This window comes from Pseudomonas auratipiscis, assembly GCF_036324085.1.
Taxonomy (GTDB): Bacteria; Pseudomonadota; Gammaproteobacteria; order Pseudomonadales; family Pseudomonadaceae; genus Aquipseudomonas; species Aquipseudomonas auratipiscis.
This window is the reverse complement of the sequence record NZ_JAZDCU010000010.1, coordinates 131,959-150,064: the sequence shown is the minus strand read 5'-3', so window position 1 is coordinate 150,064 and position 18,106 is coordinate 131,959. Positions and strand designations below refer to the sequence as shown.

The following is an 18,106-nucleotide window of genomic DNA, read 5'->3' as shown; positions in this document are numbered from 1 at the left end:
TTTATCGACCGCGCAGGAACAGTTTGTCCAGATCGTCCAGGCCCATTTGGGTCCAGGTCGGTCGGCCATGGTTGCACTGGCCGCTGCGCTCGGTATTTTCCATATCGCGCAGCAGTCCGTTCATTTCTGCCACGGCCAAGCGCCGGTTGGCGCGAATGGCGCCGTGGCAGGCCATTGTCCCAAGCAATTCGTTCAGGTGCGCCTGGATACGGTCGCTGGTACCGTACTCCATCAGATCGGCCAGAACATCCTGGACCAGACGGTTGGCCTCAGCCTGCTTGAGCAGGGCTGGAATCTGGCGGATGGCAAGGGTTTCCGGGCCCAGGCGCTGCAACTCGAAGCCCAGGCGCCGGAACCACTCGGCGTGCTCTTCTGCGCAATCGGCCTCACGCTGGCTCAGCGCCAGGGACTCCGGCACCAACAGCGGCTGGCCACTCAGCCCTTCGCTGGCCATGGCCACCTTGAGACGCTCATACATGATGCGCTCATGGGCGGCGTGCATGTCTACCAGCACCAGGCCCACGGCGTTCTCGGCAAGAATATAAATACCCTTGAGCTGCGCCAGGGCATAGCCCAGCGGCGGCACATCACCCTGGCTTTCCGGCAGCGCGGCCGGCGCCGCGTCGTTCAGCGGCGAGAAGAACTCACGATAGACACTCTGCGCCTCGGCAGCCGGCACAGCCTGGCCCGGACGCGGTGTGTACTGGTATTGGTAACCGCCACCAGCGCCACTGCCATTGCCGGCGCCAAGGTTACGCATACCCGGCTCGGACGCTGGTTGCTCGAGCAGATTCGCGGCAAGGCGCATCTCACCCTGGGGGCCGAACTCGCCCGCCTGAACGCCACTGGGACGAACAATCTCGGTGGTCGCTGCAGGTGCGGCCAATTGATCTTCCGGCCGCACGTCGGCCAGAGCGCGGTGCAGGGTGCCATAAAGGAAGTCATGGACCATGCGCCCATCACGGAAGCGCACTTCATGCTTGGTCGGGTGGACGTTGACGTCGACACCGGTGGGGTCGACTTCCAGGAACAGCACGAAAGTCGGGTGACGGCCATTGAACAAAACATCGCGATAGGCCTGGCGTACCGCGTGCGCAACCAGTTTATCGCGCACGGCCCGGCCGTTGACGAAGAAATATTGCAAGTCGGCCTGACTGCGCGAGAAGGTCGGCAATCCGACCCAACCCCACAAGTGCAAACCGTTACGCTCGATTTCGATCGGCAAGACCTGTTCGAGAAAGCCCGGGCCGCAGATCGCCGCCACACGCCGGGCACGGGCGGTATCGTCGAGGGCTTCATGCAGGCTGAGAATGGATTTGCCGTTATGACGCAGGTGGAAAGCCACGTCGAAACGCGCCAGCGCCAGACGCCGGATCACTTCCTGCAGATGATCGAACTCGGTCTTCTCGGTTTTCAGGAACTTGCGTCGAGCCGGGGTATTGAAGAACAGGTCACGCACTTCTACAGAAGTACCCACCGGGTGTGCAGCTGGCTGCACCCGCGGGGCCATGTCGCGGCCTTCGGTTTCCACTTGCCAGGCCTGGTCAGCGTCTCGGGTGCGCGAGGTCAGAGTCAGGCGTGCGACCGAACTGATCGAGGCCAGGGCTTCACCACGAAAGCCCAGGCTCATGACCCGCTCCAGGTCTTCCAGATCGCGGATCTTGCTGGTGGCATGACGCGCCAACGCCAGCGGCAGGTCCTCGGCTGCAATGCCGCGCCCGTCGTCACGTACCCGCAACAGTTTGACCCCGCCCTGCTCGACTTCCACGTCGATGCGCCGGGCACCGGAGTCCAGGCTGTTTTCCAGTAACTCCTTGATCACCGATGCCGGCCGCTCGACAACCTCACCGGCGGCGATCTGGTTGGCCAGCCGTGGGCTGAGCAGCTCGATCCGTGCACTCTCGGTCATTGCTGGGACGCCAGGGCAGTAGTCGGAATATTCAGACTTTGGCCTACCTTCAGCTCATCAGTCTTGAGGTTGTTGGCCGAGCGCAGGCTAGCGACATTGACCTGATATCGAACCGCGATCATCGCCAAGGTCTCACCTGGGCGCACGCTATGTTCACGTGGCCCTTGGGCGATCTTGCCGCTGTCACGCAGGAAGGCTATGTAAGTGCCTGGCGGCGGATTCTGCTGGAAGAACTGCCGAACACCGCTGTGAATCGAACGTGCCAGCGATTGCTGATGGCTCGCAGTGGCCAGCTTTGCCGCCTCGTTGGCGTTGGAGATGAAGCCGGTTTCCACCAGGATCGACGGGATATCAGGCGACTTGAGCACCATAAAGCCCGCTTGCTCTACCCGACGCTTGTGCAGCGGGGTTATCCGCCCCATGTTGCCCAGCACTTTCTGGCCAACGTTGAGGCTCGAGCTTAGCGATGCTGTCATCGACAGATCGAGCAGCACGCCTGCAAGCATACGGTCCTTGTCATCGAGGCTGACGTTACCAGCACCACCAATCAGGTCGGAACGGTTTTCACTGTCCGCCAGCCAACGCGCAGTTTCAGAAGTGGCGCCGCGATCGGACAGGGCAAATACCGAAGCACCGAAGGCGGCCTTGGACGGTGCGGCGTCGGCGTGAATCGAGATAAACAGGTCAGCGCCCTTTTTGCGCGCAATCTCGGTACGTTTGCGCAGTGGAATGAAGTAATCGCCAGTACGCGTCAGCTCGGCATGGAAACCTTTCTCGCGGTTGATCTGGCGCTGCAACTCTTTGGCAATCGACAGCACGATATCTTTTTCATGCTGGCCTCTGGAGCCTGAAGCCCCCGGATCTTCACCGCCATGGCCAGCATCGATGGCAATAACGATGTCACGTTTGCCACTAGGCACTGGGGTCAGTTTTATTGCCGGCTGCGCAGGCGTCACCGGCACTGCCGGAGTGGTGGCAACCGGAGGCGTTGGCGACGGCGAAACGGCATCGGCAGCCTGGTCGTATAGGTCCACTACCAAACGATTGCCATATTGGGCATTGGGCGCCAGGGTAAAGCTCTTGGGGGTGACCGACTTGCGCAGATCGATGACTACACGCAGGTCAGTAGGTGTGCGTTGGGCGGAGCGCACACTGGTGATCGGGGTGTTGGCGGTCGATGCCGTCAACGGCGCGGCCAGCGTCGCGCCATTAATGTCGATGACCAGTCGATCGGGGGCGGTCAGAGTAAATACACTGTGCTGAACGGGCCCCGAAAGGTCGAATACCAGCCGTGTGTTATCCGGCGCACGCCATAGACGCATACTTTTGACTTGCGTGGCGGCCAGAGCCTCAACGGTTACCGCCGTAAGCAGCAACCCTACGACTGCAACCAGTGCGCGAATGCGCATACCTATCCCCATTTTCTATTTGAATTCCAAGGCCAGAGCGGCACACCAGGCTTTGCCACGTGCCCCCTGTGGCGACAGGTCAAGCGAACGACCGTTCGCTTGGGGGCTTATGGTAATGGTCAGGTCGGGCTTTGGCAAAACACCTGCCCCTTTTTGGGGCCATTCAAACAGGCACAAAGCATCATCTTCGAAATAATCGCGAATCCCGAGGAACTCCAGCTCTTCGGGATCGACAAGACGATAGAGGTCGAAGTGAAAAGCGCGGACGTCGCCAATTTCATAGGGTTCAACCACGGTGAAGGTAGGGCTTTTAACTGCGCCCTGATGCCCCAGGCCACGAATGATGCCTCGCGACAGGGTGGTTTTACCCGCGCCCAGGTCCCCTTCAAGAAAAATTACGCCGTGACCTTTGGTCACCTCGGCAATACGCCCACCGAATCGGACCATTGCCTCTTCGTCGGCCAAAAACAGGGTTACACCTGACACGCTGAATGCTCCTCCAATAAATGACGAATTGCCGGAACCAGATCACTGGCCGCCAGCCCACGGCCTTGCGCACCCAATCGCTCGCCGGCACAGGCATGCAGCCAGACACCCAGACAAGCGGCCTCCCAACTGGACATGCCCTGAGCCAAAAGCGCACCAAGTACACCGCTTAGCACATCGCCCAGCCCCGCTCCGGCCATCGCCGGATGCCCGCGTTCACACAGGGCAAGCTGACCTGCAGGGTCGGCTACCAGGGTGCCTGCGCCCTTGAGCACACATACGACCGCATATTTGCGCGCCAGTTTGCGCGCCGCACCTGGGCGATCTGCCTGCACGGCCTCGGTGGAAATCCCCAGGAGACGCGCCGCTTCTCCGGGATGCGGAGTGATGATCGAGCCCGACGCCAACGCCAGTGGCGCTCTGGCAAGCAAGTTCAAGGCATCGGCATCCCACACCTGTGGGCTGCCGGCATTGTTCACCACCGATAGTAAACTACGCCCCCAGGCTGCCTGACCGAGCCCAGGCCCGACCACCAACACCGAAGCGCGCTCAATTATTCCCATCAACTGATTGGCCGAATGCACCCCTATGCACATCACTTCGGGGAGCCGCGCCAGCGCTGCCGGCACCTGTTCGCTGCGCGTCGCCAGGGAAACCAGTCCGGCACCACAGCGCAATGCAGCCTCGGCACTGAGCAGCACTGCCCCTCCCGTACCGCGATCACCACCAACGACCAGCACATGGCCGAAGTCACCTTTTTGCGCCGCAAGCTGACGTGGTGCCAGTGGTGCAAGAACAACACTGGTGAGGATAAAAGGCTGGTTTGCAGGATGTTTGGTCTGAGGCATGGGTCAAAGGCTCCGATGTCTGGCAGAATTATACGCACCTGAGTCTGCCTTGCCTTATTTCCCATGTCTTCTGTCATCCCCGATCTTCCAGCGTTGGCCCAATCAATCAAGGATTGGGGCAAAGAACTCGGCTTTGCCCATGTTGGCATCGCCGGGGTGGATCTGGCTGAGCATGAACAACACCTGGAACGCTGGCTGCAAGCGGGCTATCACGGTGAAATGGACTACATGGGTGCTCACGGCAGCAAGCGCTCGCACCCCGACCAGTTGGTCCCCGGCACCCTGCGCGTGGTGTCACTGCGCATGGACTATCTGCCCGGTGACACACGCATGGCCCAGCAACTGGCCAATCCAGAAAAAGCCTACATCTCTCGCTATGCCCTGGGTCGCGACTACCACAAGCTGATCCGCAAGCGTGTCCAGCACCTGGCCGAGCGTATCCAGAAAGAAATCGGCCCGTTCGGCTTTCGTGCCTTCGTCGACAGCGCTCCCGTGCTGGAGAAAGCCATCGCCGAGCAAGCGGGCCTGGGCTGGATCGGCAAGAATACCCTGCTGCTCAACCGCAAGGCGGGTAGCTACTTCTTTCTAAGCGAACTGTTTGTCGATCTGCCGCTGCCGGTAGATCCCCCGCAAGCCAGCGAACACTGCGGGCGCTGCACTGCGTGCCTGGACATCTGCCCCACCAATGCCTTTGTCGGCCCCTACGTACTCGACGCCAGACGCTGTATCTCGTACCTGACCATCGAGCTGAAAAACGCCATCCCCGAAGAGCTACGCGCGCTGATAGGCAACCGCGTGTTCGGTTGCGACGACTGCCAGATTGTCTGCCCATGGAACCGCTTTGCCCGCCCCACCGGCGAAACCGACTTCAAGCCCCGGCATAACCTCGACAGCGCCGACCTGGCCGAACTGTTCATGTGGGACGAGAAAACCTTCCTCGACAGTACCGAAGGCTCGCCACTGCGCCGCGCCGGATATGAGCGTTGGCTACGCAACCTGGCCGTAGGCCTTGGTAACGCCCCGTCGACCATCCAAGTGCTGGAAGCGCTGAAGGCACGCCAGCACTACCCTTCGGAACTGGTACGCGAACACGTCGAGTGGGCCTTGGATCAACACACTAAAAAAGCCGCCGCCAACACCTGAAGCTGTAGCTTGAAGCTTGAAGCTTGAAGCTTGAAGCTTGAAGCTTATGACTTTCAGTGCTCATCGTTGTAGTGGAACTTGGGCATTTCCCAGTGAAAGCGGATCGCCAACAGGCGCAGCAACAGACCGCCGAACAAGGTCAGCAGGATGGCTTGCTCCCCTGGCATGTTGAAATGCACGCACCCCAGGTAAAACCAGGCCGCGGCGAACGAAACACTCGCATACAGTTCGCGCCGGAAGATCAGCGGGATATCGTTACAGAAAATATCTCGAAGGATCCCGCCGAACACACCGGTGATCACGCCGCTGATCGATGCCACCAGCATGCCCTGCCCCATCTCCAGTGCCGTCATGCAACCAATCAGGGTGAAGGCGACCAGGCCCAAGGCATCGAGCACCAAAAACAAAGAACGCAAATGGCGCATCAGCGGCGCGATGAAGATAGTCATCAGTGCAGCGAAGCTGGTCAGCACCAGGTATTCCGGATGCTTGACCCAGGTCAGCGGGTAATGCCCCAGCAGCACATCGCGCACCGAGCCACCACCCAGCGCGGTAACGCAGGCGATCAGCACCACACCAAACCAGTCCATCCCGCGGCGCCCGGCCGACAGCGCGCCGGTCATCGCTTCAGCGGTGATTGCAATGAGGTAGAGCATCAACAACATGGCGCAGATCCGTGCAATGGGGCGCGCAGTCTAACCAGTTGCTTCAGGCACCAACAGGGGGCGCCGCACGGATTGTCTGTACAACCGTGCGGCAACGCGATCAGAACTTGATGAAATGCTCGCGGTAGTGACGAAGTTCGTTGATCGATTCACGAATGTCGTCCAGCGCCAGGTGGGTACCCCCTTTCTTGAAGCTGTCGCGCACTTCAGGGGCCCAGCGTGCAGCCAGCTCCTTGAGCGTGGACACGTCGAGATTGCGGTAATGGAAGTAATTCTCCAGGCCACGCATGTGACGGTAGAGGAAGCGGCGATCCTGACAGATGCTGTTGCCGCAGATCGGCGACTTGCCTTTTGGCACCCACTGCTCAAGGAAGGCGATGGTTTGAGCCTCGGCCTCGGCCATGCTGACCTTGCTGTCCTTGACTCGCTGAGTCAGACCGGAGCCGCCGTGAGTACGAGTGTTCCACTCGTCCATGCGCGCCAGCACCTCGTCACTGTGGTGAATGGCAATCACCGGACCTTCGGCCAACGTGTTGAGGTCGCTGTCAGTTACGATGGTGGCCATTTCAATAATGACATCGTGGTCTGGATCCAGACCGGTCATTTCCAGGTCGATCCAGATCAGGTTCTGTGGGTTCTGCATGATTCTGCTCCTCGGTAGGTGCGCAGTTTAGCCTAGTGGAGCGTGCTAAACTCCACGCCGTTTAATAATGCTTGCCGAACACGGAACCTTCATGGCCAAACGCCAGCTCAATCGCCGCCAGAACTGGCGGATCGAAAAAATCCAGGGTGAACGCGCTGCCCGCGCCGCCAAACGCGAACAACTGACCCTGCAGGAGCTCGAAGGCGGCGACCTGGGCCCGGAACAGCTCGGTCTGGTGATTGCTCACTTTGGCGTGCAGGTCGAGGTCGAAGCACAAGACGGCGAAGGTGCAGGCCAGGTGTTTCGCTGCCACTTGCGCGCCAACCTGCCAGCACTGGTTACTGGTGATCGGGTTGTCTGGCGGGCCGGAAACCAAGGCATCGGCGTAATCGTTGCGCAAATGCCACGCAACACCGAGCTGTGCCGCCCTGACAGCCGTGGCCAGCTCAAGCCTGTGGCAGCCAACGTCGACCTGATCGTGATTGTCTTCGCCCCTGCGCCGGAGCCGCACGCCAATTTGATCGACCGCTATCTGGTCGCCGCCGAGCATGCTGGCATTCACCCCCTGCTGTTGCTGAACAAGGCCGACCTGATCGACGCGCAGAACGCTCCAGCGCTTAACGCCTTGTTGGCGGTGTACCGGCAACTGGGCTACCCGCTCCTGGAAGTGTCGGCCCATCATGGCGACGGAATGCAGCAATTGCAGGCTCGCCTGGATGGTCATATCAGCGTCTTCGTGGGGCAGTCCGGGGTTGGTAAGTCTTCGCTGGTCAACAGCTTGCTGCCTGACGTGCAAACCCGGGTTGGCGACCTGTCAGAGTGGTCCGGGCAAGGCACGCACACCACCACCACCGCGCGGCTATACCACTTCCCGGGAGGTGGCGAGCTGATCGACTCCCCGGGTATTCGCGAGTTTGGTCTGGGGCACGTAAGCCGCGCCGATGTCGAAGCCGGCTTCATCGAGTTCAACGACCTGCTCGGCACCTGCCGTTTTCGCGACTGCAAACATGATCGCGAACCGGGCTGCGCGTTGCTCAAAGCCCTGGAAGATGGCCGCGTGCAGCAGCAGCGGATGAACAGCTACCGCTCGATCATCGCCAGCTTGCCGCAAGATAGCTATTGAGTGAACCGGTGAGGCTCGCAAGGAGCCTCACCGCATTCCATGTAGGACTCACCTGCAGGAAAATTTACCAAACAATGTAGGGCCATTCTTTATCGCTGGTCATACCTTGCCGCGACAAACTCTTTCATTGATTGTCGGCTTTCAGGTTCGCTTTCACCGGGTGACCCAACTCCATGCTTTGAGCTTGAGAGGAAACGACAATGATAAATCCAACCTTGACCAGCAACACCTTCACCCCCTGTGTACCAGGAGGACAGAACTGATGCCTGTGGTTATCAGCTATCGCCACCAGGAGCGCCTTGATGCCTTCATTATCAATGAACGCCTGAAGCTTGAAGGCATTGCCACCCAACTGGACCTCTACGACGGCGAAACCGGTATGACTGCCGATGACGTCAGCGGTCAGGTCTGCAGCAACATCAGTGGCTGTACTCACCTGATCAGCGTCCTCTCCCCGGAAACCATCGACTGTTGGTGGGTACCCTTCCAATTAGGCGCCGCCACCCTCGGCAATCGTCGCATCGCCCTGTACCAATGCGCACACTGCGCGCTGCCTGGATTTCTGGAGAAGTGGCCCATCATGAGCCTGCGCGAACACATCGATCTGTTCGTGCTCGCCTACCACGACGAACAGACATTCCGCCGCTCTATTTGTAGTGAAGGTGCTCACGCCGACGCCACCAATCGACTGAATGCCGGCTTCTTCCACGCTGACCTCAAGGCCAAGATCCGCCGTGGCTTTTGACTTTCGCCAGAAAGCACAACGCCCGTGAACATTGCTGTTGACGGGCGTTGCAGGCAAAGGCTGGGATTACTCCTTGCTCTCGTCCATCTTCAATACGCCATCCTCGAAGATGTTCAGCTTCTGACGCAGTTCACGTGGCTGCATGGGCTCGTCAACAGGCGCGGGGGCTGGCGAGGCCGGATTGGGTGCCGGGGCGTCGGCACCTGGCGCGGCCCCTTCTGGTGCACCGGGCTGCGGCTGCTCGCCCTCGATGGTGCGCTGGGCCTTTTTGGTCAGCACGATAATATCGATACGCCGATTGACCGGATTGAGCGGATTGGCCCGATCAAACAACGAAGACGAAGCATAACCAACCACGCGGGCAACCTGGGTATCCGGGTAGCCACCCGCAACCAGAGCACGACGCGCTGCGTTGGCACGGTTGGCCGACAGCTCCCAGTTGCCGAAGTCTCCGGTGCCAGCGTACGGCTTGGCGTCGGTATGGCCACTGATACTGATCTTGTTCGGTACAGCCTTGATGGTATCGGCCATCGCCAGAAGGATGTCTTCGAAATACGGCTGCAAGCGGGCACTACCGAGGTCGAACATTGGTCTGTTTTCAGCGTCCATGATCTGGATACGCAGGCCATCCTGGGTAATCTCGAACAGAATCTGGTCCTTGAACTTCTGCAGTTCCGGGTTCTCGTCGACCTTGTTCTGCAACTCCTGCAAAAGCAGTTCGAGGCGCTCACGCTCAACCTGCTCGGCCATACTTTCGACCTTGTCCTGATCCAGTTGAATGCTGGTGTCCGGCGTCGGTTCGGATTTGACTTCAGGGTTGATGGTCTTTTCCGGGGCAAGCTCGGGCGAACCGCCCAGGTCAATAATGTAGGGCGTACCGCTTTCCGAAAAACCGATGGGGTCCTTGAAGTACCCGGCAATGGCGATTTTCTGTTCCGGTGTGGCAGTGGACATCAACCAAAGCACCAGGAAGAGCGCCATCATCGCCGTAGCAAAGTCGGCGAAGGCGATCTTCCAGGCACCACCGTGGTGGCCGTCGCCAAAGCGCTTTACGCGCTTGACGATAATGGGCTGATTATTCTCCATGACTTAGCGTCCGCGAACCGCTTGTTCCAGCTCGGCGAAACTTGGACGGTGGGCCGGGAACAGCACCTTGCGCCCGAATTCCACTGCCAGAGACGGCGGCATGCCGGAAGCCGAAGCCACCAGCGAAGCCTTGATCGCTTCATAGACGTTGAGTTCTTCGCGGGCGTCCTGGCGCAGCGCGGTGGCCAGCGGGCCGAAGAAACCGTAGGCCGCGAGAATACCGAAGAAGGTACCTACCAACGCCGCACCCACGTGCAGGCCGATGGCCTGCTGGTCGCCATCGCCCAACGAGGCCATGGTCACCACGATACCCAATACTGCAGCCACGATACCGAAGCCTGGCATGCCATCGGCGATACCGGTCACGGCATGGGACGGGTGCTCGAGCTCTTCCTTCATGCTCAACAGCTCCATGTCGAACAGGCCTTCGAGCTCATGGGGAGCCATGTTGCCGGTGGACATGATGCGCAGATAGTCACAGATGAAGGCAGTCATGCGTTCATCGCCCAGCACCGCCGGGTATTTGGCAAAGATCGGGCTGGAGGCGGCGTCTTCGATATCGGCCTCGATCGCCATCATGCCTTCGCGGCGGCTTTTGTTGAGGATCTCGTAGACCAACCCGAGCACCTCGACATAAAACGTGTGGGTAAAGCGTGTGCCGAACATTTTCAGCGACTTTTTGATTACATGCATGGTCATGTAACCGGGGTTCGCCTGCAAGAACGCACCAAAGGCTGCGCCACCGATGATCAAGACCTCGAAAGGCTGAATCAGTGCCGCAATTTTGCCGTGAGACAGAACATATCCGCCGAGCACACTCGCGAATACGACGATGATGCCGATAATTTTAGCCATAGATTGAAAGCACTTACTGTCGTGGTCGGGGTCGTGAACGGAAGTTAAAAAAACTCTTCTTCTACTTATCGGCAGATCTGCGCCAGACTATAGTCAGTCAAGGCGAAAAGCCAGTTCGGCCCCTTCCAGCATGCCTATTGAAACCAACGTGCCAGATCAAACACCGAAAACACTCGCTGCCTGGGTCAAGCTACTAGATAGCGTTCGATTGCCCATTCCCATCACCAGCTATGAGCGGGTCAACGCCGCAATTGCCGATAGCCGTCGCTCTCTGCGCGATATCGCCGAATTGATGCAGGACAGCCCAGCCTTGGTGCTTGGGGTCATGCGCGAGGCCAATCATCACACCAACACAAGCATCGGCGAGCCTGCCGAGAGCTTGGAAATCGCCTTGAATCGCCTGGGCCTGGCGCGCACAGCAGAGCTGCTCGAGCGCCTGCCAGTCCTTGCTGAGTGCGAGATCGCACCGACCTTGCGTCAGTTACAGATGGTCAGCCAGCACGCCAGCCAGCAGGCCAACGGCCTGTTTGCCAGCCGCCTGGCCCGACTCTGGCAGGAAATTCACTGGGGCAGCCTGTTGTTTCTTTCGCCCTTATGGCCATTGGCACTGACCTTCCCCAAGCTTCTCGAAGACTGGGAGCTGCGCGTCGTGCACAAGGGTGAATCGGCACAACAGGTCGAAATGGAGTTGTTTGGGGTGCGCGTGTTGAGCCTGTGCAAGGCGCTGGCCGAACACTGGCGACTTCCAGACTGGGTCACCCGCGGCTATCAACTGCTGCAGGAGGAGCGCCGCTTGCTGGCGCAGGCCCTGCACATTGCCCGCGACCAAAACAGCCTGCGCCAGCAGCGACGCCTGGACGAACGGCCGAACTTGCGACGTTGGTTCAACCAGCCTGCCAACACTGTACTGCTGGCCAATGGCTTGGCGTTGGCTGCACAAGTGGGTTGGACCAACCCTCATGTCCGACGCTGGCAACTGCTCACCAGTCTGTATTTGCAAACATCACTGGACGAGGTACAACAACTGGTGCACCAACAGGCAGCCACCAGTGCCCGTCACCATGCCTGTCATGACCTGTTCCACCCGGCCGAGGCCTTGCTCTGGCCCTGGAATCAGCGCCGCCTGCACCCCGGCCAGATCGCTCCGCCGCCACCTTCGACCCAGGCCTTGGGCACTTGGCGCAAACTCTGCGCCGAGTTATTGAGCGAGCCTAGCCCGTTCAGCAATGCCATACACCTGACCACCGTGGCCCGTGATGCCTTGGTAGCCTGTGGCATGCAACGGGTGATGCTGTTGATGACCGACAAGACCGCTACCCAGTTACGCGTCCATCAAACAGCTGGAATTCCGGCAGAAGCCACCAGCCTGGTTGTGTCGATCGAACAGAGCAAGTTGCTTCAGCGCCTCATGAGCTCATCAGCTCAGTTACGCCTGACGCCGGAGAATAGTGTTCAATTTTCCGCCCTGTTACCGCCACACCTGCGTACGTGTTTCCGCAGCGAACACGTGTTGCTGCGCTCGCTGTCGAGCAATGGCCGGGTAGTAATGGTGCTGATTGCCGACCAGGGTGGAAAACCGATGGCCGATGTCAGCGTGCAAGCCTTTGGCAAAACCGCGCAATGTATCGAGCGAGCCCTGACTGCCTTCAGCAACCGCAGCGCCTGACCCATGCGCTACAATCGCCCCCTCTGATCCGCCCTGGAGACTCTGGATGACTGACTTTTCTGGCTTGCCCCTGGTAATCGAGCCGGCTGACCTGCAAGCCCGGCTTGATGTACCAGAGTTGATCCTGGTAGATCTGACCAGCATCAACCGCTATAACAGCGGGCATATTCCGGGCGCTCGCTTTGTCGACCCAAAGCGTACCCAACTGGGCCAGCCCCCTGCACCGGGCCTGCTGCCAGCCAAAGCCGATCTGGAAAAGCTGTTCGCCGAACTCGGCCACAACGACAATGCGATCTATGTGGTATATGACGACGAAGGCGGTGGCTGGGCTGGACGCTTTATCTGGCTGCTCGATGTCATCGGCCACAAGCGTTACCACTACCTCAACGGCGGCGCTCAAGCGTGGCCGGCGAGCACCCTGAGCACTGAAGTACCGAGCCATGCTGGCGCTACCGTCAGCCTGACGCTGCACGAAGAGCCCACGGCCACCCGTGAATACCTGCAAAGCCGCATCGGTGCTGCCGACCTGGCGATCTGGGATGCACGCAGCGCCGCCGAATACCGTGGCGAGAAAGTGTTGGCAGCCAAAGGCGGACACATTCCCGGCGCAGTCAACTTCGAGTGGACTGCCGGCATGGACATGAACGATGCCTTGCGCATCCGCAAGGACATGCCCGAAATCCTCGAGCAACTGGGTATCAGTAAAGACAAGGAAGTGGTCACCCACTGCCAGACTCATCACCGCTCCGGCTTTACCTACCTGGTAGCCAAGCATCTGGGCTACCCTCGGGTCAAAGCCTATGCCGGATCCTGGGGCGAATGGGGCAACCACCCCGACACCCCTGTAGAAGTTTAAGGAAACCTAATGAAATCCCGCTTGTTCATCATCAGTCAGTACCTGTTGCCCCATCACCTGCTGTCGCGCCTGGCTGGCTGCATTGCCGAATGCCGCGTGCGCTGGTTCAAGAACGCCTTCACCAGCTGGTTCGCCAAACGCTACCAGGTCGATATGTCCCAGGCCCTGGTCGAAGACCTCAGCGCCTACGAGCACTTCAACGCCTTCTTCACCCGAGCGTTGAAACCTGGCGCCCGTCCGCTCGATGAAACCCCGGGGGCAATCCTCTGCCCTGCCGACGGCGCAGTCAGCCAGCTCGGGCCTATCGAGCACGGTCGCATCTTCCAGGCCAAAGGCCACAGTTTCAGCGCGCTCGAGCTGCTCGGCGGTGATCCAGCCAACGCGGCACCGTTCATGGGCGGTGAGTTCGCCACTATCTACCTGTCGCCAAAGGACTATCACCGTGTGCATATGCCGCTGGCTGGTACCCTGCGCGAAATGATCTATGTGCCGGGTCGCCTGTTCTCGGTCAACCAGACCACTGCTGAAAACGTTCCGGAGCTGTTTGCCCGCAACGAACGCGTCGTGTGCCTGTTCGATACCGAACGCGGCCCCATGGCTGTCGTGCTGGTCGGAGCGATGATCGTGGCCTCGATTGAAACCGTCTGGGCCGGCCTGGTGACGCCACCCAAGCGTGAACTCAAGACCTTCCGGTACGACGAAGCCAGCCGCGCTCCGATTCATCTGGAAAAAGGCGCGGAGCTGGGCCGCTTCAAGCTGGGTTCGACTGCTGTGGTCCTGTTTGGCCCAGAGCAGGTCAAATGGGCTGAAGAACTCGGCGCAGGCTCCAGTGTGAGCATGGGTCAACGCCTGGCACTACCTGCCGGGGCCTGAAACTGAAAAAGCCCGCAGCGATGCGGGCTTTTTCATTGTGCGAACTCAGCCGCGACCATCGCGATCACGAAAGCCGAGCAGGTACAGCACACCATCCAGACCCAAGGTCGAAATCGCCTGCTTGGCCGACTGTTTGACTAGCGGCTTGGCCCGGAAGGCAACACCCAAGCCGGCAATCGCCAGCATCGGTAGGTCATTGGCACCATCACCCACGGCAATGGTCTGCTCCATTTGCAGGCCTTCCTTGAGCGCCAGCTCGCCGAGCAGGTCCGCCTTGCGCTGGGCATCGACGATCGGCTCGACAGCAACACCGGTTACCTTGCCGTCAACGACTTCCAGCTCGTTGGCAAAGACATAGTCGATACCCAGCTTGGCCTGCAGTTGCTTGGCGAAATACGTGAAGCCACCCGACAGAATCGCCGTCTTGTAGCCCAGACGCTTGAGCTCGGCGAACAGGGTTTCGGCGCCTTCGGTCAAGCGCAGCGATGCACCGATCTCGTCAAGCACGCCCACATCCAGGCCCTTGAGCAAGGCCAGACGCTCCTTGAAGCTGGCACGAAAATCCAGCTCTCCGCGCATGGCTCGCTCGGTAATTTCCGATACTTGCTCACCTACACCGGCCGCCTTGGCCAACTCGTCAATCACTTCCGCTTCAATCAGCGTCGAGTCCATGTCGAACACCGCCAGGCGGCGATTACGACGGAACAGCGAATCCTGCTGGAAGGCGATATCGACATTGAGTTCCTGGGCCACGCTGAGGAACTCGGCACGCATCGCCTGCGGATCGGCCGGCTCACCGCGTACGGAGAACTCGATGCAACCCTTGCCCTGCTCGACCGGCGTATCCAACGCCACGCGACCGGAAAGTCGATCGATGTGATCAATGTTCAGCCCATACTTGGCCGTGATCGAGCTGACTCGCTGCAATTGCTCAGCCGTAACCTTGCGGGTAAGCAAGGTCACGATATGGCGAGCCTTGCCCTGCCCTTCGACCCAGCTCTGGTAATCGGCTTCGGAAACCGGAGTGAATCGCACCTGTTGATCGAGTTCGTAGCCCGCAAACAGAATATTCTTCAGCACCGAGGAAGCCTTCTCGGTGTCCGGAATTTCCACCAGGATGCCAAAGGACAGGGTGTCATGGATCACCGCCTGACCGATGTCGAGGATGTTCACACCACCCTGGGCCAGAACGCCGGTGATGGCCGCAGTAAGACCCGGACGGTCCTCCCCAGTGATGTTAATCAGAACGATTTCGCGCAAAACGGGCTCCGACACATGGAAAAAAGCACATTCTACCGATTTTCGCTGACCATCGGGCGCAGCCGATGCTTTGCCGGCCCCTGAGCGCTCGCTATACTGCGCAGCAACTTCTCCGACATAAAGAGCCGCGCTCTGTGAACCGGCCTACGCCCGTTAAAACCGACAACTTCTTCCTGCTGATTTTTCATGCCCTGCGCCAACGTCGTGTGCCGCTTGCGCTGCGGATCGCCTGCCACAACGTGCTGCTGGTAGCACTGGCACTGGTGATCTACGCCTGCGTGATGGGTTTGCAGTTCAAGCAGGCCATGCATGACCAGGCCGATGCCCTGGGGCAGAGCCTGACCACGCAAACCGCAACCTCGGCGACCGAGCTGCTGGTGTCCAACGACATCCTCAGCCTCAATGTGCTGCTGGGGAACCTGGTGAAGAACCCACTGGTTGCCCATGCAGCAATCTACAGCGTTGATAACCGCATCCTCGCCGAAGCGGGCCAACGTCCGAAGAACAGTCTGCTGGGTGAGGCCGAAGGGCTCTACCAGACCAAGATCACCTTCCAGGACGTGACCGCCGGGCAACTGCGCATCAGCCTGGACATGGACCAGTTCCAGCAACCGCTGACGATCAGCCTGCAGAGCATGGGCATTCTTGCCGGTATCCTCCTGGCCTTGGCGCTGGCCATGAGCCTGCGCCTTGGACGCTTCATCTCCACGCCGCTGCTGCAACTGCGCGTCTGGCTGCGGGACATCAATGAGTTCACCCCGGCCACCGAGCGCCAGGATGAGATTGGCGATCTGGCTCGCCAACTGCACAGCCGACTTGCGCCGCCGCGCGAAGTGGAGCCTGAGCCTGAAGAGCTGGATGAAGACGAGGACGAACCCGAATTCGAAGTTCGCAACTTGCGCGATCCAAGCTTTGACGAGGCGCCGGCGGTGGGCAAAGTCAGCAAACCTGTCACTGCCGACCATGACGAAGATGATGAAGCATTTGCCGACCTGATCGATGATCAGGAGCACAGTGCCCCACGCCCTGCCCCGCAAGCGGTCAGTCGTGAGCCACAGGCCAGTGCGGTACTGGCGGTACAATTGGGCTCCCAGGAGCAACTGCGTCGTTTGCCACGCGCACGCCTGACCGAACTGCTGGAGCGCTATCGCGATTGCCTGGACCAGGCTGCCTCACTGTATGAAAGCGAAGTGCACACCCTGAACGACGGCAGCACCCTGATGCTGTTTCACAGCCAGGACAGCGGCGAAGACTACCTCACCAACGCTATTTGCTGTGGTGAACTGCTGCGCGCCTTGGGCCATGCCCTGCAGATCGAGGTGGCCGACAGCGGCATTACTCTGCAACTGCAGTTGGGCCTGGCCCTCGGTGAGGACCTGCACGGCCTGAGCCAAATCGACCTGCTGCTGACCGAGAAAGCCCAGGATGCCCTGGCGCTGTCGCAACACAGCCGCAACCTGCTGTTGGTCGAGCGTAAGATCAGCGAAGACACCCTGATCCGCCAGCGTGCACGTATTCGTCCGATTGCCAGCCCTGAAGGGGCGTCCTGTGTCGAGCGCTTGATGGAGCCCTACCCGTCGATGCTGGAGCGTCAACTGGCTCGGATGCACGAGCGTCGGGTCAAGAGCTGATTTGCCGGAGCAGTTTGCTGTGAGTGGGTAGTGATTTGCGCCAGCACTGACTACCCCTGCCAAACCACAGGCACAAAAAAGCCCGCAGCGATGCGGGCTTTTTTGTGCCTGACTGGTTAGAAGCGGAACACTTCCAAATCAGTACGAATAGGTGTCGCCAATGGAATCTTCGACTTTTCTGGCTCTTTACGCACTTGCACCGGCGCAGCTTTCTTCGGTGCTTCTTCAACGATAGGCGGTTGATTGGCCAAAGGTTTGAGGGCGATGCTCAATTGCTCGGCAAGCTTTTGCAGCAACTGCCCCTGGGCTTGAACCTGGGCGGCGGTGCTGCCCTGATGCTGTTGCTCGAGGTGCACGATGCGGTTGTCGCGAACCTGACCACGACGATCGAGCAAACGCCATTGAGCGTCGAGGACCGCAGGCTGGTTGGCGCCGGAGTCCAGGCGAGTGATCGACAGCAAGACCTGCACATCAGGTGTGAAACCGCTATTGCCAGGAGCCAGCACCACGCGCTGGCTATCCAGGCGCCAGGCGAGCTGACGTACCAGCAATTGATCGATATCGGCCGACAAGCTGCCAGCCCAACGGCCTTCAGTGGCTGCAGTCAGGCTGCCGTCGGACTGGCGTTGCAGCAACGTTTCACGCTGCAGGTAGTCGGCCACCGACACCGGGCCGAGCACAACAGCCATACCCGCGCTTTGCGCAGGTTGGCCAGGTTCACCGCTGTCGAGCTGATACAGGGAAACGGGTTGGTGCATGCTGCAACCAGCCAGACCGAGTACGCCGCAAAGTAAAACCAACGGAAGACGCAGAAATTTCATCATCCCATCCAGGCGGTCGCCACAAGGCACACCGCAATGATACTCATGTAGATTCAGTCGGATACACAGCCACGCTGGTATCGCAAG

Annotated in this window: 17 protein-coding genes; 7 read left to right on the top strand and 10 right to left on the bottom strand. The window is 59.7% G+C overall.

Annotated features, from left to right (window positions below; all coding sequences use genetic code 11):
• Position 1: 1 nt before the first annotated feature.
• The 4 genes from mutL to V0R60_RS15700 are packed head-to-tail and all read right to left on the bottom strand — an operon-like array spanning position 2 to position 4,652.
• On the bottom strand, positions 2 to 1,909 hold the full coding sequence (mutL, locus tag V0R60_RS15715; RefSeq protein ID WP_330080368.1) for a DNA mismatch repair endonuclease MutL: 1,908 nt from the start codon (positions 1,907 to 1,909) through the stop codon (positions 2 to 4).
• A complete protein-coding gene (locus V0R60_RS15710; RefSeq protein WP_330080369.1) occupies positions 1,906 to 3,330 on the bottom strand; it encodes an N-acetylmuramoyl-L-alanine amidase in 1,425 nt (474 codons plus the stop codon). The genes mutL and V0R60_RS15710 overlap by 4 nt, the downstream gene beginning before the upstream one ends.
• A gap of 3 nt (positions 3,331 to 3,333) precedes the next feature.
• Positions 3,334 to 3,804, bottom strand: a complete 471-nt coding sequence (tsaE, locus tag V0R60_RS15705) for a tRNA (adenosine(37)-N6)-threonylcarbamoyltransferase complex ATPase subunit type 1 TsaE (protein WP_330080370.1) — start codon at positions 3,802 to 3,804, stop codon at positions 3,334 to 3,336.
• Complete coding sequence (locus V0R60_RS15700; protein ID WP_330080371.1) at positions 3,792 to 4,652, bottom strand: NAD(P)H-hydrate dehydratase; 861 nt, start codon at positions 4,650 to 4,652, stop codon at positions 3,792 to 3,794. The genes tsaE and V0R60_RS15700 overlap by 13 nt, the downstream gene beginning before the upstream one ends.
• Before the next feature lie 63 nt (positions 4,653 to 4,715).
• Between V0R60_RS15700 and queG the strand changes: the two genes are divergently transcribed.
• On the top strand, positions 4,716 to 5,795 hold the full coding sequence (gene queG / locus V0R60_RS15695) for a tRNA epoxyqueuosine(34) reductase QueG (RefSeq protein WP_330080372.1): 1,080 nt from the start codon (positions 4,716 to 4,718) through the stop codon (positions 5,793 to 5,795).
• A 53-nt stretch (positions 5,796 to 5,848) separates the two neighbouring features.
• On the opposite strand, the gene V0R60_RS15690 is transcribed toward queG, so the two are convergent.
• Positions 5,849 to 6,460: a trimeric intracellular cation channel family protein gene (locus V0R60_RS15690; RefSeq protein ID WP_136478416.1), complete on the bottom strand. Its 612-nt coding sequence runs from the start codon at positions 6,458 to 6,460 to the stop codon at positions 5,849 to 5,851.
• A 100-nt stretch (positions 6,461 to 6,560) separates the two neighbouring features.
• Positions 6,561 to 7,103, bottom strand: a complete 543-nt coding sequence (gene orn / locus V0R60_RS15685) for an oligoribonuclease (RefSeq protein ID WP_330080373.1) — start codon at positions 7,101 to 7,103, stop codon at positions 6,561 to 6,563.
• 91 nt (positions 7,104 to 7,194) lie between these two features.
• Between orn and rsgA the strand changes: the two genes are divergently transcribed.
• A complete protein-coding gene (gene rsgA / locus V0R60_RS15680; RefSeq protein WP_330080374.1) occupies positions 7,195 to 8,226 on the top strand; it encodes a small ribosomal subunit biogenesis GTPase RsgA in 1,032 nt (343 codons plus the stop codon).
• Positions 8,227 to 8,488: 262 nt separating this feature from the next.
• Entirely contained in the window at positions 8,489 to 8,971 is a 483-nt protein-coding gene (locus tag V0R60_RS15675; protein ID WP_136478419.1) for a TIR domain-containing protein, read from the top strand.
• Between the two features lie 66 nt (positions 8,972 to 9,037).
• On the opposite strand, the gene motB is transcribed toward V0R60_RS15675, so the two are convergent.
• Both motB and motA read right to left on the bottom strand, forming a co-directional pair.
• The gene (gene motB / locus V0R60_RS15670) at positions 9,038 to 10,057 is read right to left on the bottom strand and encodes a flagellar motor protein MotB (protein WP_136478420.1); all 1,020 of its coding nucleotides are present in this window, start codon (positions 10,055 to 10,057) and stop codon (positions 9,038 to 9,040) included.
• Positions 10,058 to 10,060: 3 nt separating this feature from the next.
• A complete protein-coding gene (motA, locus tag V0R60_RS15665; RefSeq protein ID WP_136478421.1) occupies positions 10,061 to 10,912 on the bottom strand; it encodes a flagellar motor stator protein MotA in 852 nt (283 codons plus the stop codon).
• A 130-nt stretch (positions 10,913 to 11,042) separates the two neighbouring features.
• Between motA and V0R60_RS15660 the strand changes: the two genes are divergently transcribed.
• From V0R60_RS15660 to asd, 3 genes are read left to right on the top strand one after another with little or no spacing between them, the layout of a single operon-like run.
• A complete protein-coding gene (locus tag V0R60_RS15660; RefSeq protein WP_136478422.1) occupies positions 11,043 to 12,578 on the top strand; it encodes an HDOD domain-containing protein in 1,536 nt (511 codons plus the stop codon).
• A gap of 46 nt (positions 12,579 to 12,624) precedes the next feature.
• Positions 12,625 to 13,434 (top strand): rhodanese-like domain-containing protein, encoded by an 810-nt coding sequence (locus V0R60_RS15655; RefSeq protein WP_136478423.1) that lies wholly within the window; start codon positions 12,625 to 12,627, stop codon positions 13,432 to 13,434.
• Positions 13,435 to 13,443: 9 nt separating this feature from the next.
• Positions 13,444 to 14,307 carry an archaetidylserine decarboxylase gene (gene asd / locus V0R60_RS15650; RefSeq protein WP_330080375.1) on the top strand — a complete coding sequence of 288 codons (864 nt, stop codon included), beginning with the start codon at positions 13,444 to 13,446 and terminating at the stop codon, positions 14,305 to 14,307.
• A gap of 45 nt (positions 14,308 to 14,352) precedes the next feature.
• Here asd and serB read toward each other — a convergent pair whose 3' ends face one another.
• Positions 14,353 to 15,567, bottom strand: coding sequence for a phosphoserine phosphatase SerB (gene serB / locus V0R60_RS15645; RefSeq protein ID WP_136478425.1), 1,215 nt, complete (start codon positions 15,565 to 15,567; stop codon positions 14,353 to 14,355).
• Between the two features lie 134 nt (positions 15,568 to 15,701).
• Between serB and V0R60_RS15640 the strand changes: the two genes are divergently transcribed.
• Entirely contained in the window at positions 15,702 to 17,198 is a 1,497-nt protein-coding gene (locus tag V0R60_RS15640) for a histidine kinase (RefSeq protein ID WP_330080376.1), read from the top strand.
• A gap of 116 nt (positions 17,199 to 17,314) precedes the next feature.
• Here V0R60_RS15640 and V0R60_RS15635 read toward each other — a convergent pair whose 3' ends face one another.
• Positions 17,315 to 18,019 carry a PqiC family protein gene (locus V0R60_RS15635; RefSeq protein ID WP_136478427.1) on the bottom strand — a complete coding sequence of 235 codons (705 nt, stop codon included), beginning with the start codon at positions 18,017 to 18,019 and terminating at the stop codon, positions 17,315 to 17,317.
• Positions 18,020 to 18,106: the final 87 nt, after the last annotated feature.

What these genes read in the sequence shown, in the direction of transcription:
- mutL (WP_330080368.1), bottom strand. Translation starts at nt 1,909, where the DNA reads ATGACCGAGAGTGCACGGATCGAGCTGCTCAGCCCACGGCTGGCCAAC.
- V0R60_RS15710 (WP_330080369.1), bottom strand. Translation starts at nt 3,330, where the DNA reads ATGGGGATAGGTATGCGCATTCGCGCACTGGTTGCAGTCGTAGGGTTG.
- V0R60_RS15700 (WP_330080371.1), bottom strand. Translation starts at nt 4,652, where the DNA reads ATGCCTCAGACCAAACATCCTGCAAACCAGCCTTTTATCCTCACCAGT.
- queG (WP_330080372.1), top strand. Translation starts at nt 4,716, where the DNA reads ATGTCTTCTGTCATCCCCGATCTTCCAGCGTTGGCCCAATCAATCAAG.
- V0R60_RS15690 (WP_136478416.1), bottom strand. Translation starts at nt 6,460, where the DNA reads ATGTTGTTGATGCTCTACCTCATTGCAATCACCGCTGAAGCGATGACC.
- orn (WP_330080373.1), bottom strand. Translation starts at nt 7,103, where the DNA reads ATGCAGAACCCACAGAACCTGATCTGGATCGACCTGGAAATGACCGGT.
- rsgA (WP_330080374.1), top strand. Translation starts at nt 7,195, where the DNA reads ATGGCCAAACGCCAGCTCAATCGCCGCCAGAACTGGCGGATCGAAAAA.
- V0R60_RS15675 (WP_136478419.1), top strand. Translation starts at nt 8,489, where the DNA reads ATGCCTGTGGTTATCAGCTATCGCCACCAGGAGCGCCTTGATGCCTTC.
- motB (WP_136478420.1), bottom strand. Translation starts at nt 10,057, where the DNA reads ATGGAGAATAATCAGCCCATTATCGTCAAGCGCGTAAAGCGCTTTGGC.
- motA (WP_136478421.1), bottom strand. Translation starts at nt 10,912, where the DNA reads ATGGCTAAAATTATCGGCATCATCGTCGTATTCGCGAGTGTGCTCGGC.
- V0R60_RS15660 (WP_136478422.1), top strand. Translation starts at nt 11,043, where the DNA reads ATGCCTATTGAAACCAACGTGCCAGATCAAACACCGAAAACACTCGCT.
- V0R60_RS15655 (WP_136478423.1), top strand. Translation starts at nt 12,625, where the DNA reads ATGACTGACTTTTCTGGCTTGCCCCTGGTAATCGAGCCGGCTGACCTG.
- asd (WP_330080375.1), top strand. Translation starts at nt 13,444, where the DNA reads ATGAAATCCCGCTTGTTCATCATCAGTCAGTACCTGTTGCCCCATCAC.
- V0R60_RS15635 (WP_136478427.1), bottom strand. Translation starts at nt 18,019, where the DNA reads ATGAAATTTCTGCGTCTTCCGTTGGTTTTACTTTGCGGCGTACTCGGT.